We start from the raw sequence: 15022 nt of genomic DNA, 5'->3' as shown, positions 1-15022 counted from the left end.
ATGCCGGTACTGATGATCTCGGGGACGGGCACGGAGATCGGCAAGACCGTCACCACCGCCGCGGTCGCCGCCGCCGCGCTCGCGGCCGGACGCTCGGTGGCCGTGCTGAAGGCCGCCCAGACGGGGGTGGGGCCGGACGAGCGCGGGGACGCCGACGAGGTCGCGCGGCTCGCGGGCCCGGTGACGGCCACCGAACTCGCCCGCTATCCGGAGCCGTTGGCGCCCGGTACGGCGGCCCGGCGGGCGGGCATGGCGCCCGTGCATCCGCACGAGGTGGCCGACCGGGCGGCGAAGCTGGCCGCCGAGCACGACCTGGTGCTGGTCGAGGGGGCGGGCGGACTGCTCGTCCGGTTCGACGCGGCCGGCGGCACCCTGGCCGACGCGGCGCGGCTGCTGGACGCGCCGGTGCTGGTCGTCGTCCAGGCCGGTCTGGGCACGCTCAACGCGACGGAGCTGACAGCACTCGAACTACGGCGCCGCGGGCTGGAGCCGGCGGGCATCGTGATCGGCAGCTGGCCCGACTCCCCCGACCTCGCCACCCGCTGCAACGTCACCGAGCTGCCGGAGGTCGCGGCGGCTCCCCTCCTCGGCGCGATCCCCTCCGGGGCGGCGACGCTGTCACCGGCCGCGTTCCGCGCGGCGGCACCGACCTGGCTGGCCCCCCGCCTGGACGGCACCTGGGACGCGGAAGCCTTCCAGGTCCGCGAGGCGCCGTAGCGGGAACGGCACACCCCGGGCGCGGGCCCGGGGTGTGACCGCCGGCCGGTCGAGTCGGGTCGCCGACGCCGGGGGTGCGAGGGCGTCGTACGGGGGACACTCCCCCCAGGCCGTCCGTCGGGGAGGTTCGCCATGCGGCTGCTGTCCGGTTCCGGCAAGGTCGCGCGGAGTCCCGTGCGCCATCCGCTGTCCGCCCGCTGCTACGCCCGGTACAGCGTGAGCGCCGAGACCCGGCTGGGCATGGCCGGGGTGCGCGAGCGGCTGCTCGCCGGGCTGTCCGGGCGGGTGATCGAGATCGGCGCCGGCAACGGGCTGAACTTCTCGCACTATCCGGGCACCGTGGCGGAGGTCGTGGCGATCGAACCGGAGCCGCTGCTCAGGAAGTTGGCGCTCGACGCGGCCCTGCGCGCCGAGGTGCCGGTCGACGTGGTGCCGGGCGCCGCCGAGGCGCTGCCGGTCAAGAGCGAGGCCTTCGACGCGGCCGTGCTGTCCCTGGTGCTGTGCAGTGTGCGGGACGTACCGCGGGCGCTGAGCGAGGTGCGGCGGGTGCTCAGGCCGGGCGGCCAGGTGCGGTTCTTCGAGCACGGCCGGGGCGGCGGCCCCCTGATGACGGTGACCCAGCGCACGCTGGACCGGACCCTGTGGCCGCTGCTCACCGGCGGATGTCATGTGGCCCGCCGGCCGGTGGCCGCGCTGCGCGAGGCCGGGTTCGCGCTCGGCCCGCACCGGCGCGTGATGGTGCCGGAGAACGGTCCGGCGCTGCCGGCGTCGTACTGCACGCTCGGCGTCGCCTGGCGTCCGGACGAGCCGCCCGCGCGCTGATCACAGGCTCCAGCGCCGCAGCTGCCGCGCGATGTCGTCCACGTCGGCCGCGCCCTGCTTGACCAGCCGGGCGAGGTCGCGCACCTGCTCGGGCGTGGTGACCACCTTCACGCCGCTGGCGACGAGGTAGGCATAGGCGACCGCCGAGGCGAACAGCGCGTTGGAGCGCTCCAGCGCCGGCAGGTGGATCAGCAGCTGCAGCAGGGAGGCGGCACGGGCGTGCGGGTCGTCGTAGACCGGCACACCGAAGATCTCGGCGCGGTGCCGGGCGACGGCGGCGACCAGCGCGCCCCAGTCGGTGACCTGCGGGTCCCCGGGCGTCTTCTGTTCGGCGAGCATGAGGAGCCAGGCGAGGTCGATACGGAGGTCGTTCAAGGGATCAGCGGCCGTCCCCGGTGCCGGAACCGCGGGGGGTCTCGGCGAACTCCTCGGCGAACACGGACTCGTACTGCTTCATGAAGTCGGCGGCGGCCTCGACGAACGTACGGCCGGCTTCCCCGGTGTCCTGTCTGACCAGCTCTTCGATATAGCGGTTGACGCTGATGCCACGGGCCAGGGCGCGTTCGCGGGCCGCGCGGGCGGTGCCCTCGTCCACGCGCACGTTCAGCTGGGTCTTCGCCATGCTTCGACGCTAGCGCCGAGGCGCTAGCAAGACAAGGGCGTGCGTACGCGCTGCGCCGGGCCGGCCTGTCCCTTACGCTCGCCCGGAACGGGCGGATCGAACGACCGGGAGGCTGTCTTGTCCACACCAGCTGCGCAGCACGCCCCGGGCCGCACGCCCAACGGCGGAATCGCGGCCCGCGCCCGCGGACTGACCAAGGCCTACGGCTCGGGAGAGACGGCCGTGATCGCCCTGGACTCGGTGGACGTGGACATCGCGCGCGGCCGCTTCACCGCCGTGATGGGCCCCTCGGGGTCGGGGAAGTCCACGCTCATGCACTGTCTGGCGGGCCTCGACACGGTGTCGGCCGGTCAGGTGTGGCTGGGCGACACCGAGATCACCGGTTTGCGGGAACGGGAGCTGACCCGGCTCAGGCGGGACCGGGTCGGGTTCATGTTCCAGTCGTTCAACCTGATCCCGACCCTGACGGCGGCCGAGAACATCACCCTGCCGACGGACATCGCGGGCCGGAGGCCCGACCAGCGGTGGCTGGACCAGGTCATCGACACACTGGGGCTGCGCGGGCGGCTGACGCACCGGCCCGCCCAGCTCTCCGGCGGACAGCAGCAGCGGGTCGCCTGCGCACGGGCGCTGGCCTCCCGACCGGAGCTGATCTTCGCCGACGAGCCGACCGGGAACCTCGACTCGCGGGCCGGTCTGGAGGTGCTGGGCTTCCTGCGCGGCGCGGTGGACGATCTCGGGCAGACGGTCGTCATGGTCACGCACGACCCGGGCGCCGCCGCCCACTCCGACCTGGTGCTCTTCCTCGCCGACGGGCGGATCGTGGACGAGATGGCGCAGCCGACGGCGGACTCCGTACTGGAACGCATGAAGCAGTTCGACGTGGTCCGGGGCCGGCTCGGCGACGGCACCGTGCAGGAGGGCTGACCCGGTGCTGAAGGCGACCCTGAGGAGCTTCCTCGCGCACAAGGGGCGGCTCGCGCTGTCCGCGCTGGCCGTGATCCTTTCCGTGGCGTTCGTCGCGGGCAGTCTGATCTTCTCCGACACCGTGACGCGTACCTTCGACCGGCTGTTCGCCTCCACCGCCGCCGATGTGACGGTCCAGCCGAAGCAGGATCTGCGGTCGGCCCGGCTGAGCGGTGCGGTGCAGACCCTGCCCGCCGCGCTGCGGGACCGCGTGGCGAAGGTCGACGGGGTCGCGGCGGCCCGCGCCGAGGTGTCGGTGGAGAACGCCGTCGTGGTCGACGCCCGCAACAAGTCCGTCGGCCCGACCACGGGCGCCCCGACCCTCGCGACGGCCTGGTACGTCACGCAGCGCAGCCCGGTGCGGCTCACCTCCGGCCATGCGCCGCGGGGTGCCGGTGAGGCGCTGCTGGACGCCGACACGGCCGGCAAGCGGCACGTACGGATCGGCGACACGCTGACCGTGCAGGCACAGCCGGGCACCTTCCGGGTGCGGGTGGTCGGCATCGCCACGTTCACCACCACCAACCCCGGCGCCGCGCTGGTCTTCCTGGACCCGGCGGTCGCGGCCCGGGAACTGCTCGGGTCGGCCGCCAAGGCGACCAGCATCTCGGTGGACGCGGCTCCGGGAGTGACCGACGCACAGCTCAAGCAGCGTGTCGGACAGGCGATCGGCACCGGCACCTACGACCTGAAGACCGCCGGTGAACAGGCCAAGTCGGCGGCGGCCGGCCTCGGCACCTTCCTCGACGTGATCAAGTACGTGATGCTGGGCTTCGCCGGTGTCGCCCTGCTCGTGGGCGTGTTCCTGATCGTCAACACCTTCTCCATGCTGATCGCCCAGCGCACGCGCGAGCTGGGCCTGCTGCGGGCCCTGGGCGCGGACCGCGGGCAGGTGCGGCGTTCGGTGCTCACGGAGGCGCTGCTGCTCGGGCTGGTCGGTTCGACACTCGGTCTCCTGACCGGTATCGGGCTGGCGCTGGGGCTGATCCGGCTGATGAGCGCGTTCGGGATGAACCTGAAGGCCACGGAGATGGTCATCGGCTGGGCCACGCCCGTCGCGGCGTATGCCATCGGTCTCGGCGTCACCTTCGTGGCCGCCTATCTGCCCGCCCGGCGCGCGGCGGCCGTTTCGCCGATGGCGGCGCTCGCCGACGCCGAGGTCGCCGGGGTGGGCAAACCGCTGACGGTGCGGGCGGTCGTCGGGGCGGTGGTCGGGGTGGCCGGCGCGGCGGCGCTGGCCGGGTGCGCGGCGGCCACCAGGACCGCGCAGGCCGCCTCGCTGCTGGGGCTCGGCGTGGTCCTGACGCTGATCGCGACCGTGGTGGCAGGACCGCTGCTGGTGCGGCCGGTGATCCGGGTGCTGGGTGGCGCGTTTCCCGCGCTGTTCGGCCCGGTCGGCCGGATGAGCCAGCGCAACGCCCTGCGCAACCCGCGGCGTACGGGCGCCACGGCCGCCGCGCTCATGGTGGGCCTCGCCCTGGTCGGCGGGATGTCGGTGGCGAGCGCCTCGATGTCCGCGTCGTTCGACCGGCAGATCGACAAGAACCTCGGCGCCGACTTCATCGTCCAGAACACCAGCTTCGCCCCGTTCACCGGGCAGGTGCGGGACACGGTGGCCGCGACGCACGGCGTCGGGCTCGTCGTACGGCAGCGGCTCACTCCGGTCGCCGTGCGGCTGCCGAAGGGGGACGAGGTCCGAACGACCGCCGCGGCGTACGGGTCCGGGTTCGACGACGTCCTGCACATCACCTACACGCGGGGCGGTTCACGGGCCGCGCTGGCGGCCGGACACCTCGCCATGGACGCCGACTTCGCCAGGGACCACGGCGTGCGCGTCGGCAGCGTCCTCCCCGTCGAGTTCCCGGGCGGACGGCACACCGAGCTGACCGTCGCCGCGCTGACCGACCAGGCCCCGACGGAGGGCTTCGGCACTCAAGGGGGCATCTACTTCGGCCTGGCGACCCTTGCGGAGTACGCGCCCGGAGCCCAGGACTCCGCGCTCTACGTCAACGCGGCCACCGGAACGGAACCGCAGGACCTGCGGCCCCGTCTGGAACGGGCGCTCGAACCGTTCCCGCAGGTCCAGGTGCGCAACCAGACCGACTACAAGCAGCTGGTCCACCAGCAGATCGCCGTGCTGCTCTACCTGGTGTACGCGCTGCTCGGACTGGCGATCGTCATCGCCGTGCTCGGTGTGGTCAACACCCTTGCCCTGTCGGTGGTGGAGCGCACCCGCGAGATCGGGCTGCTGCGCGCGATCGGGCTGGGACGGCGGCAGCTGCGCCGGATGATCCGGCTGGAGTCGGTGGTGATCGCGGTGTTCGGCGCGGTGCTCGGGCTGGGGCTGGGGCTCGTGTGGGGGGTGTGCATGCAGCGGGTGCTGGCCCTGCGCGGGCTGACGGCGCTGGCGTTCCCCTGGACCACGATCGTCGCCGTCGTGGTGGGTGCCGCCGTGGTGGGCGTGGTGGCGGCTCTGCTGCCGGCGCTGCGGGCGTCACGGATGAACGTGCTGGCGGCGATCGCCCACGAGTGAGGGCGCCCTGCCGAGCGTGCGGCGGAGGTGATGGAATCGCGGGACCAGGCTCACGTCACCGGCCCGCGAGGAGAGTCCATGCCGCGTCCGTTCCGCTTCGGGGTCAATCTGCTCACGCCCGCGCCCGCCGCCGAGTGGCGCGCGAAGTGCCGGCGCGCCGAGGAGCTGGGGTACGACGTGATCCTCGTCCCGGATCACCTCGGCATGGTCGCCCCCTTCCCGGCACTGGTCGCGGCGGCCGCGGCGACCGAGCGTCCCCGCCTGGGCACGTTCGTGCTCAACGCGGGATTCTGGAACCCGGCGCTGCTGGCCCGCGAGGTGGCGACCACGGACGCGCTCACCGGCGGGCGCCTCGAACTCGGCCTGGGCACCGGCTACGTACCGGCCGAGCACGAGGCGGCCGGGCTGCCGTACGACTCGCCGGGCGAGCGGGTGGACCACCTGCGCCGTACGGTGGCGGAACTGGACCGGCTGCTCGGCTCCCCCGAACACCGGCCGCGCCCCGCCCAGCCCCGGGTGCCGCTGCTGATCGGCGCCAACGGCGACCGGATGCTGCGGCTGACCGCCGAGCGCGCGGACATCGCGGCCTTCACCGGGGCCCGGCCGGGGAGGACACCCGGCGGGCTGGAGCCGCTCTCCGCCGACGAGCTGGACGAACGGGTGGCGCGTTACCGGAGCCTCGCGGCAGGCCGGGCACAAGAGGCGGAACTGAACCTGCTCGTCCAGCTCGTGGCGGTCACGGACGACCCCGAACCGGTGCTGGAGCCGCTGCTGGAGCGGCAGTCGCGGCTGACCCTGGAGGACGCGCTGGCACTGCCCGTCGTGCTGGCCGGCCCGCTGGAGGACGTCGTCGCACGGGCGCGGGCCCAGCGCGAGCGGTTCGGGTTCTCGTACCTGACCGTCCTGGAGCCGTACATGGAGGCCTTCGCGCCGGTGATGGAGCGGCTGCGCGAGGAGTCCGCATGACGGAAACCCGCGTGCGGGACACCCACCCCGTGATCGGATGATCACATGACTGATCTGCTGACTGATCTGCGTATACGCCCGGCGGTCCACACCGACCTCGACGCCGTCCTCGCCTTCTGGAAGACGGCCGCCGAGGGCACGAGCATCAGCGACGACCGGGACGGGGTGGAGCGGCTGGTGGCCCGCGACCCGGAGGCCCTGATCCTCGCCGAGCAGGGTGGCGAGCTGGTGGGCACGGTGATCGCGGGCTTCGACGGCTGGCGCTGCCATCTGTACCGGCTCGCGGTGCATCCGGAGCGGCGCCGGCGGGGCATCGGCTCGGCGCTGCTGGCCGCCGCCGAGGAGCGGTTCGTACGGCTCGGCGGGCGGCGCGCGGACGCGATGGTGCTGGTCCGCAACGAGCGGGCGCAGCACGCCTGGAGCGCGGCCGGTTACGGCCCGGAGGAGCACTGGCGGCGCTGGGTGAAGCCGCTCACCGACTGAGCCACCGGGATTCCTTTGCTCATCCTTTACCATTGAGGGAGCACTCGGCCCTCTATGAAAGGTTGTGAGCGTCCGCCCATGGGCGAGCCTCCCAGTACGCGCCACCGCGCGCCCCACCCTGCCCTGTCCGATCATGGGACGGGGGTGACCCGATGACCGAAGTGCTCCTGCTTCTGGTGGCGATCCTGCTGTCGCTCGCCTGTGGTGCCTTCGTGGCCGCGGAGTTCTCGCTGACCACGGTGGAGCGCGGTGAACTGGAGCGAGCCGCCCAGCGCGGCGAACGCGGCGCCGCCGGCGCCCTGAAGGCCGCACGGAACCTGACCTTCCAGCTCTCCGGCGCCCAGCTCGGCATCACCGTGACCAACCTGGTGGTCGGCATGCTCGCCGAGCCGTCCATCGCCAAGCTGCTCGCCGGTCCGTTCCGGGCGGTGGGGCTGTCGGGCGGCGCGGCGGGTTCGGCCGCCCTGGTGCTCGGTACGGCCCTGTCGACGGTGTTCCTGATGGTCGTCGGCGAGCTGGTGCCGAAGAACTGGGCGATCTCCTCGCCGCTGGCCGTGGCCAAGCGGGTGGGCAATCCGCAGCGCTGGTTCAGTGCCGCCTTCCGGCCCTTCATCACGCACCTGAACAACACGGCCAACCGTTTCGTGCGCCGGCTCGGCATCGAGCCCGCCGAGGAGCTGGCCTCCGCGCGCGGACCGCAGGAGCTGGCGGCGCTCGCCCGGCACTCCGCCAAGCAGGGCGCACTGGAGCCGGACACCGCCGAGCTGTTCGTGCGCACGCTGAACCTGGCCGACCTGACCGCGGAGAACGTGATGACCCCGCGCGTCCAGGTCGTCGCCCTCGACACCCAGGCCACCTGCGAGGACGTGGCCAACGCGACCCGGGCCACCGGGCTGAGCCGCTTCCCGGTCTACCGGGGCACCCTGGACTCGGTCGTCGGCACCGCCCACATCAAGGACGTGCTGGCCGTCCCCGCCGACCAGCGGCGCCACCGCACCGTCGCCCAGGTGATGCGCGAGCCGCTGCTCGTGCCCGAGTCCCTGACCGTCGACCGGCTGCTGGACCGCCTCGGCGGCCGGCGCACCATGGCCGTCGTCATCGACGAGTACGGCGGCACGGCCGGCGTGGCGACCCTGGAGGACATCGTCGAGGAGGTCGTCGGCGAGGTACGGGACGAGCACGACCCGCACGAGACGCCGGACCTCGCCCCCGCCGGGGCGGACGAGGAGGGGCGGGCCCTGTACTCGGCCGACGGCGCCGCCCGCACCGACCAGCTCGCGCGCGTGGGCCTGCGGGTGCCCGAGGGGCCGTACGAGACCCTGGCCGGGCTGGTCGCGACCCTGCTGGGCCGGATACCGCGGACCGGTGACACGGTCGAGGTCGGAGGCTGGCGGCTGGACGTGGTGGACGCCTCGGGCCGCCGGGCGGCGCGGGTGCTGCTGCACGCGCCGCTGGACGACGAACAGGCCCACGAGACCCCGGGGGAGGCGCGATGACCGCCGTACAGCTGCTGATCGGGCTGGCCACCCTGGTCGTCAACGCCTTCTTCGTCGGCGCCGAGTTCGCGCTGATCTCCGTGCGCCGCTCGCAGGTCGAGCCGCTGGCCCAGGAGGGCGACCGGCGTGCGAAGGCCGTGCTGTGGGGCCTGGAGCACGTCTCGGCGCTGCTGGCCGCCGCCCAGCTCGGCATCACGCTGTGCACCCTGGTCCTGGGTGTGGTCGCCGAGCCGGCGATCGCGCATCTGCTGGAGCCGGTGTTCCGCGTGGTCGGTGTACCCGTGGGCGCGGGCCACGCGGTGTCCTTCGTGATCGCGCTGGCCCTGGCGACCTATCTGCACATGCTGCTGGGCGAGATGGTCCCGAAGAACATCGCGCTCGCCGAGCCGGTGCGCAGCGCGCTGCTGCTCGGCCCGCCGCTCGTCGCGCTGTCCCGGGCCCTGCGCCCGGTGATCTTCGCGGTCAACGCCTTCGCGAACGGGCTGCTGAAGCTGCTGCGGGTGGAGGCCAGGGACGAGGTCGCGGCGACCTTCACGGACACCGAACTCGCCGAGATCGTCAAGGACGCCAGCGAGGCGGGCCTCATCGACGACCGGGCGCAGGAACGGCTGCACGACGCCCTGGAGCTGGGCAGCCGGCCCGTGCGGGACGTCGTGGTGCCGCTGGAACGCGTGGTGTACGCGCGCGTGGGCGTCACTCCCGAGCAGCTGGAGCGGCTGTCGGCCGAGTCGGGCTTCTCCCGGTTCCCGGTGGTCGACGTGGGCCGGCGGATCGTGGGCTATCTGCACATCAAGGACGCGCTGGACGCCTCGCCCCGGGACGTGCCGTTCCGGCTGCGGGACATGCGGCCCATCGCGCGGGTCCGGGAGGGCACCCCGCTGGACGACGTGCTCACCGCGATGCGCGGCAGCCGTACGCATCTGGCGGCTGTGCTCGGGGACGACGGCCGGCTGGCCGGCCTGGTGACCATGGAGGACGTGCTGCGGCAGCTGTTCGGGCAGCCGGCTCCGGGATGACACCGGGTTCCGCCGGGCGTCTCGGGGCCGACCGACCGGCAGGTATGGAGCCGGGATACCATCGCTCACGCCATGCAGACGAATCCCACACCTCCCCCGTACAGCAGCCTGGTCACGGTCGGCGACTCCTTCACCGAGGGCATGTCGGACCTGCTGCCCGACGGCTCCTACCGTGGCTGGGCCGACCTCCTCGCCGCGCGGATGGCCGCCCGCACTCCGGGCTTCCGGTACGCCAACCTGGCCGTACGCGGGAAGCTGATCGGGCAGATCGTCGACGAGCAGGTGGGTACGGCGGCGGCCATGGGCGCCGACGTGGTCACGCTGGTCGGCGGGCTGAACGACACCCTGCGGCCCAAGTGCGACATGGGCCGGGTGAAGGGTCTGCTGGCCGAGGCCGTGGAGCGGCTGGCGCCGTCCTGCAGACAGCTGGTGCTGATGCGCAGCCCCGGCCGCCAGGGTCCGGTGCTGGACCGGTTCCGGCCGCGCATGGAGGAGCTGTTCGCCTGCGTCGACGAGCTGGCCGCACAGCACGGCGCGGTCGTCGTCGACCTGTACGGAGCGCGCTCGCTCAGCGATCCCCGGCTGTGGGACGTGGACCGGCTGCACCTCACGGCGGAAGGGCACCGCCGGGTCGCCGAGGCGGTGTGGCAGACGCTCGGGTACGAACCGCAGGACACCGAGTGGCACGTGCCGATGCCGGCCACGCTCCCGCCGGGCTGGGTGACGCGCCGGGTGGCGGACGCACGCTTCGCCCGCCGGCACCTGCTGCCGTGGATAGGCCGGCGCCTGACCGGCCGCTCCTCGGGGGACGGCCGCCCCGCGAAGCGGCCGGAACTGTTGCCGTACGAGGGTCCGGCGTAGGCGCACACCGGTCGCCCCGGCGCCGGGCGTGGGGCTCGGCGCCGGGGCCCGGCTGAGCTACTTGCCGAGGACGAGGGTGTTGTTGCACCCCAGGCTGGAGCCGACATTGGTGGTCTGCGTGCCGGGCGAGCCCTTGCCGTTGTTCTGATTGCCCTGCTGGCCGTTGCCGACCCCGGACTCGCCCTGTACGTCGACGTTCTCCTCGGCCACTGTGCATGTGGTGCTCTGGCCGATGGTGACCGTCTCGCTCTCTTGACCCTTCTGTGCGTGAGCGTGCCCGTGCCCGCGCCCATGCCCCTGCCCCTGGGCGTAGGCGGTGCCGGTGCCGAGGAAGCCGACGGTGGCGAGCAGAACGGCCACGACAGCGGTCTTGCGAGTCTTGCGCATGTCTTCTCCGAGCGTTGAAGCGGACGCGTAGGCGTTCCGCCACGTCATAAGGTGACCAGAGGTTAATGCGCAAATGTCCGATATCCGCTCGTCGGCACGCCGGATCGTCGGATCAACGAGCAGGGGTCGTCGGCCTCGCGGCCGACCCCAACTTCCTTGTGCGGCAAGGCAGTACGAGTCCGGGAGCGAAGCGTGGGCGCTCCGCGCGGAACCACCCGTGTGGCCGCGCCAGGAGCGTGACGCGGCGTGGGCCATTCGGCGCTGGTCCAGGGGCCCCGGCGACACTCCCGACCGGCTTTTTCACCGGTCGGAGTCCCGACTGCTCGGGCGGGGTGCGCCGCCAGTAGAATCTGGACACGTGACTTCTGCGCCCGCCAAGCCCCGCATCCCGAACGTCCTCGCCGGACGCTACGCCTCCGCCGAGCTCGCCACGCTCTGGTCCCCCGAGCAGAAGGTGAAGCTGGAGCGGCAGCTCTGGCTCGCCGTGCTGCGCGCCCAGAAGGACCTGGGCATCGAGGTGCCGGACGAGGCGATCGCCGACTACGAGCGTGTCCTCGACACCGTCGACCTGCCCTCGATCGCCGAGCGCGAGAAGGTCACCCGGCACGATGTGAAGGCGCGGATCGAGGAGTTCAACGACCTCGCCGGGCACGAGCACGTGCACAAGGGCATGACCTCCCGTGACCTCACGGAGAACGTCGAGCAGCTGCAGATCCGGCTCTCGCTGGAGCTGATGCGCGACCGTACGGTGGCCGTGCTGGCGCGCCTCGGCAAGCTGGCGGGCGAGTACGCCGAGCTGGTCATGGCGGGCCGCTCGCACAACGTGGCCGCGCAGGCCACCACCCTCGGCAAGCGTTTCGCCACCGCCGCCGACGAGCTGCTGGTCGCCTACGGCCGCGTCGAGGAGCTGCTCGGCCGCTACCCGCTGCGCGGCATCAAGGGCCCGGTCGGCACCGCGCAGGACATGCTCGACCTGCTCGGCGGTGACGCCTCCAAGCTCGCCGAGCTGGAGCAGCGGATCGCCGGGCACCTGGGCTTCTCGCAGGCGTTCACCTCGGTCGGCCAGGTCTACCCGCGCTCGCTGGACTACGAGGTCGTCACCGCGCTGGTGCAGCTGGCGGCGGCGCCCTCTTCGCTGGCCAGGACCATCCGGCTGATGGCCGGGCACGAGCTGGTCACCGAGGGCTTCAAGCCGGGCCAGGTCGGCTCCTCCGCCATGCCGCACAAGATGAACACCCGCTCCTGCGAGCGCGTCAACGGCCTCATGGTCATCCTGCGCGGCTACGCCTCGATGACCGGCGAGCTGGCCGGCGACCAGTGGAACGAGGGCGACGTGTCCTGCTCGGTGGTGCGCCGCGTCGCGCTGCCGGACGCCTTCTTCGCGCTGGACGGTCTGCTGGAGACGTTCCTGACCGTGCTCGACGAGTTCGGTGCCTTCCCGGCCGTCGTCGCCCGCGAGCTGGACCGCTATCTGCCGTTCCTCGCCACCACCAAGGTGCTCATGGGCGCGGTGCGGGGCGGGGTCGGCCGCGAGGTCGCGCACGAGGCGATCAAGGAGAACGCCGTGGCCACCGCGCTGGCGATGCGCGAGCAGGGCGCCGAGCGCAACGACCTGCTCGACAAGCTCGCCGCCGACGAGCGGCTCCCCCTCGACCGCGAGCAGCTCGCGGCGCTGATGGCCGACAAGCTGTCCTTCACCGGCGCCGCCGCCGACCAGGTCGGTGTGGTGGTCGGCCGGATCGAGGAGATCGTCAAGCAGCACCCGGAAGCCGCCGGTTACACCCCCGGAGCGATTCTCTGACCCGCCTGACGCAAGCGGATCTGGAGGCCGCCCGCGACCGACTCGTGCCGGACGTGGTGGCGGACGGCCTCCGTGTGCTCTTCTGCGGCATCAACCCGGGACTGATGACGGCCGCGACCGGTCACCACTTCGCCCGCCCCGGCAACCGCTTCTGGCCGGTACTGCACCTGTCGGGCTTCACGCCGAGGCTGCTGAAGCCGGCCGAGCAGCGGGAACTGCTGTCGTACGGGCTGGGCATCACGAACGTCGTGGCACGGGCGACCGCGCGGGCCGACGAACTGACCGCCGAGGAGTACGTCGAGGGCGGGCGGCTGCTGACCGAGAAGGTGACCCGGCTGCGGCCGCGGTGGCTGGCCGTGGTCGGGGTGACCGCGTACCGGGCCGCCTTCGGCGACCGCACCGCGCGGGTCGGACCGCAGGAGCGGACCATCGGGGACAGCGGGATCTGGGTGCTGCCCAACCCCAGCGGGCTGAACGCGCACTGGACGGCGGCGACCATGGCGGAGGAGTTCGCCCGGCTGCGGGACGCCGCGGCCGGCCCGGGCGGTCACGGCGGGTCGGTGTCGGTCACTACGCCGAGGAGCTGAAGCGGAAGTTCCCGGTACCCGTGGGAGACGCCGAGGGCGACCCAGCGGTCCGATGCGGGCGCCTGCCACAGGTGGACGTCCGGCACGTGCTCGCTCAGCTCGGCCCAGGGTTCCTCGATGTCCTCGCCCGCCATCGTCCGGACCAGGACGCTGCGCAGGCTGAAGCGCTGCGGTGGCCCCCACCGGCCGGTGAGCAGCTCCGTGAGGCCGTCGCGGTCGGCCTCGTACTGTGCCGCCGCCTCCTCCCGTTCCGTGCCGTCGCCCTCCCAGAAGCCACCACTCGTCTGTAAGGCGGCTATGTGATAGCCGGGCCCGCTCTCGGCGTGTTCCGTCCTGCCGTGCGCCGTGGGGAACTCCTCGGCGCACAGCAGGTCGATGAGGGCCAGGCACTTCGCGATGTCCATGAGCCCCAGTAAAGCGGGCACCACTGACAATTGGCGTACCGTCAGGCCGCGCTGAGCGGGAAGGGGTACGGGGCGGGGTTCGTCGAGCCGGGGTGAGGCGCCGCTGATCCGGGATCCCGGCACTCGCCGGGGTGCGCCGGGCCGAGTACGATCCGCCCAACACGCCCGCGAGCTGGAAGGACGGACGGTGGGGCAGCTGACCGGCGGCGATCCCTCGCTGCTGCGAAGGATCAATTCCGCGGTGGTGCTGCATGCGCTGCGTGCCACGGACTGCGCGACGCTCACCGAGATCACCCGCGTCACCGGGCTGTCCCGGCCGACGGTGGAGGGGGTCGTCGAAGGGCTCATCGAGGGCGGGCTCGTCGTGGAGACGGCTGCCGACGAGAGCACCGCGCGCCGTCAGGGGCGGCCCGCACGCCGGTTCCGGTTCCGGGCCGAGGCGGGGCATCTGCTGGGCCTGGAGATCGGGCCGCACCGGGTCGCGGCGCTGCTGTCCGACCTGGACGGCCGGGTACTGGGCGCGCAGGCCAAGGAGGTCGACGAGACGGCCACGGCGGACGAGCGGCTCGACAGGCTGCGCGGCACGGTCGCCGAGCTGCTGCGGCGGGCCGGGGTCGCACGCGGCTCGCTGCGGGCCGTGGGCGTGGGCACGCCGGGGATCGTGGAGGCCGACGGCACGGTACGGCTGGGCACGGCGCTGCCGCAGTGGACGGGGCTGAGGCTGGGTGAGCGGCTCAGCCGTTCCTTCAAGTGCCCGGTGCTGGTGGAGAACGACGCCAACGCGGCGGCCGTCGCCGAGCACTGGAAGGGCGCGGCGGCCGAGTCGGACGACGTGGTGTTCGTGCTGGCCGGGCTGAGCCCGGGTGCGGGTGCGCTGATCGGCGGTCGGCTGCACCGCGGCTACGGCGGGGCGGCCGGGGAGATCGGCGCGCTGCATCTGCTGGGCCGGGAGGCGACTCCGGAGACGCTTCTGTCCACCACCGACGAGCCGCTGCACCCGCTGGACGAGCAGGCGGTCGCCGAGGTGTTCGCGCTGGCCCGGCAGGGCGACCAGCGCGCACGGGCCGCCGTGGAGCGGTTCATCCAGCGGCTCGTCCACGACGTGGCCGCGCTGGTGCTGGCACTCGATCCGGAGCTGGTCGTGGTCGGCGGCTGGGCAGCCGGTCTCGACGGCGTCCTGGAGCCGTTGCGCCGCGAACTGGCCCGCTATTGCCTGCGGCCGCCCCGGGTGGCGTTGTCACTGCTGGGTGAGGCGGCCGTGGCCACGGGGGCGCTGCGCCTGGCTCTGGACCATGTGGAGGAGCAGCTGTTCGCGGTGGACGGCTCGGCGACCGCCCGACGCTGAGGGGCACGGGTCGCCG

16 protein-coding genes are annotated in these 15022 nt (G+C 73.1%); 12 read left to right on the top strand and 4 right to left on the bottom strand.

The window, feature by feature from the left end; translation table 11 throughout:
- Together bioD and ABT171_RS13915 are read left to right on the top strand one after the other, a co-directional pair.
- Positions 1–717, top strand: a complete 717-nt coding sequence (gene bioD / locus ABT171_RS13920) for a dethiobiotin synthase (RefSeq protein WP_351243208.1) — start codon at positions 1–3, stop codon at positions 715–717.
- Between the two features lie 132 nt (positions 718–849).
- Positions 850–1539, top strand: a complete 690-nt coding sequence (locus tag ABT171_RS13915) for a class I SAM-dependent methyltransferase (RefSeq protein WP_351243206.1) — start codon at positions 850–852, stop codon at positions 1537–1539.
- Here the strand turns inward: ABT171_RS13915 and ABT171_RS13910 are convergent, their stop codons facing one another.
- Together ABT171_RS13910 and ABT171_RS13905 are read right to left on the bottom strand one after the other, a co-directional pair.
- On the bottom strand, positions 1540–1914 hold the full coding sequence (locus tag ABT171_RS13910) for a fic family toxin-antitoxin system, toxin component (protein WP_351243204.1): 375 nt from the start codon (positions 1912–1914) through the stop codon (positions 1540–1542).
- Between the two features lie 4 nt (positions 1915–1918).
- Complete coding sequence (locus ABT171_RS13905; RefSeq protein WP_351243202.1) at positions 1919–2161, bottom strand: toxin-antitoxin system HicB family antitoxin; 243 nt, start codon at positions 2159–2161, stop codon at positions 1919–1921.
- 117 nt (positions 2162–2278) lie between these two features.
- Between ABT171_RS13905 and ABT171_RS13900 the strand changes: the two genes are divergently transcribed.
- The 7 genes from ABT171_RS13900 to ABT171_RS13870 all read left to right on the top strand — a co-directional run bounded on the left by ABT171_RS13900 (position 2279) and on the right by ABT171_RS13870 (position 10482).
- On the top strand, positions 2279–3088 hold the full coding sequence (locus ABT171_RS13900; RefSeq protein WP_351243200.1) for an ABC transporter ATP-binding protein: 810 nt from the start codon (positions 2279–2281) through the stop codon (positions 3086–3088).
- Positions 3089–3092: 4 nt separating this feature from the next.
- Positions 3093–5660 (top strand): ABC transporter permease, encoded by a 2568-nt coding sequence (locus tag ABT171_RS13895; protein ID WP_351243198.1) that lies wholly within the window; start codon positions 3093–3095, stop codon positions 5658–5660.
- 78 nt (positions 5661–5738) lie between these two features.
- A complete protein-coding gene (locus ABT171_RS13890; RefSeq protein WP_351243196.1) occupies positions 5739–6626 on the top strand; it encodes a TIGR03621 family F420-dependent LLM class oxidoreductase in 888 nt (295 codons plus the stop codon).
- Positions 6627–6683: 57 nt separating this feature from the next.
- On the top strand, positions 6684–7109 hold the full coding sequence (locus ABT171_RS13885; protein ID WP_351243566.1) for a GNAT family N-acetyltransferase: 426 nt from the start codon (positions 6684–6686) through the stop codon (positions 7107–7109).
- Between the two features lie 152 nt (positions 7110–7261).
- Complete coding sequence (locus ABT171_RS13880) at positions 7262–8605, top strand: hemolysin family protein (RefSeq protein WP_351243194.1); 1344 nt, start codon at positions 7262–7264, stop codon at positions 8603–8605.
- Positions 8602–9621: a hemolysin family protein gene (locus ABT171_RS13875; protein ID WP_351243192.1), complete on the top strand. Its 1020-nt coding sequence runs from the start codon at positions 8602–8604 to the stop codon at positions 9619–9621. Before ABT171_RS13880 ends, ABT171_RS13875 begins: the two co-directional genes overlap by 4 nt.
- Positions 9622–9693: 72 nt before the next feature.
- A complete protein-coding gene (locus tag ABT171_RS13870; protein WP_351243190.1) occupies positions 9694–10482 on the top strand; it encodes an SGNH/GDSL hydrolase family protein in 789 nt (262 codons plus the stop codon).
- 57 nt (positions 10483–10539) lie between these two features.
- Here ABT171_RS13870 and ABT171_RS13865 read toward each other — a convergent pair whose 3' ends face one another.
- The gene (locus tag ABT171_RS13865; RefSeq protein ID WP_351243188.1) at positions 10540–10869 is read right to left on the bottom strand and encodes a hypothetical protein; all 330 of its coding nucleotides are present in this window, start codon (positions 10867–10869) and stop codon (positions 10540–10542) included.
- A 358-nt stretch (positions 10870–11227) separates the two neighbouring features.
- Here ABT171_RS13865 and purB point away from each other — a divergent pair, with 358 nt between their 5' ends.
- Both purB and mug read left to right on the top strand, forming a co-directional pair.
- Positions 11228–12670 carry an adenylosuccinate lyase gene (purB, locus tag ABT171_RS13860; protein WP_351243186.1) on the top strand — a complete coding sequence of 481 codons (1443 nt, stop codon included), beginning with the start codon at positions 11228–11230 and terminating at the stop codon, positions 12668–12670.
- Between the two features lie 44 nt (positions 12671–12714).
- Positions 12715–13257: a G/U mismatch-specific DNA glycosylase gene (gene mug / locus ABT171_RS13855; protein ID WP_351243184.1), complete on the top strand. Its 543-nt coding sequence runs from the start codon at positions 12715–12717 to the stop codon at positions 13255–13257.
- Here the strand turns inward: mug and ABT171_RS13850 are convergent.
- A complete protein-coding gene (locus ABT171_RS13850) occupies positions 13218–13661 on the bottom strand; it encodes a hypothetical protein (RefSeq protein WP_351243182.1) in 444 nt (147 codons plus the stop codon). The genes mug and ABT171_RS13850 overlap by 40 nt on opposite strands.
- A 187-nt stretch (positions 13662–13848) precedes the next feature.
- Between ABT171_RS13850 and ABT171_RS13845 the strand changes: the two genes are divergently transcribed.
- Positions 13849–15006: an ROK family transcriptional regulator gene (locus tag ABT171_RS13845; protein ID WP_351243180.1), complete on the top strand. Its 1158-nt coding sequence runs from the start codon at positions 13849–13851 to the stop codon at positions 15004–15006.
- The last annotated feature ends 16 nt before the right edge of the window (positions 15007–15022 follow it).

It is taken from the genome of Streptomyces sp. NPDC001851 (assembly GCF_040297165.1).
Taxonomy (GTDB): domain Bacteria; phylum Actinomycetota; class Actinomycetes; order Streptomycetales; family Streptomycetaceae; genus Streptomyces.
The sequence above is the reverse complement of the archived record's forward strand: the minus strand, read 5'-3'. Positions and strand labels throughout refer to the sequence as shown.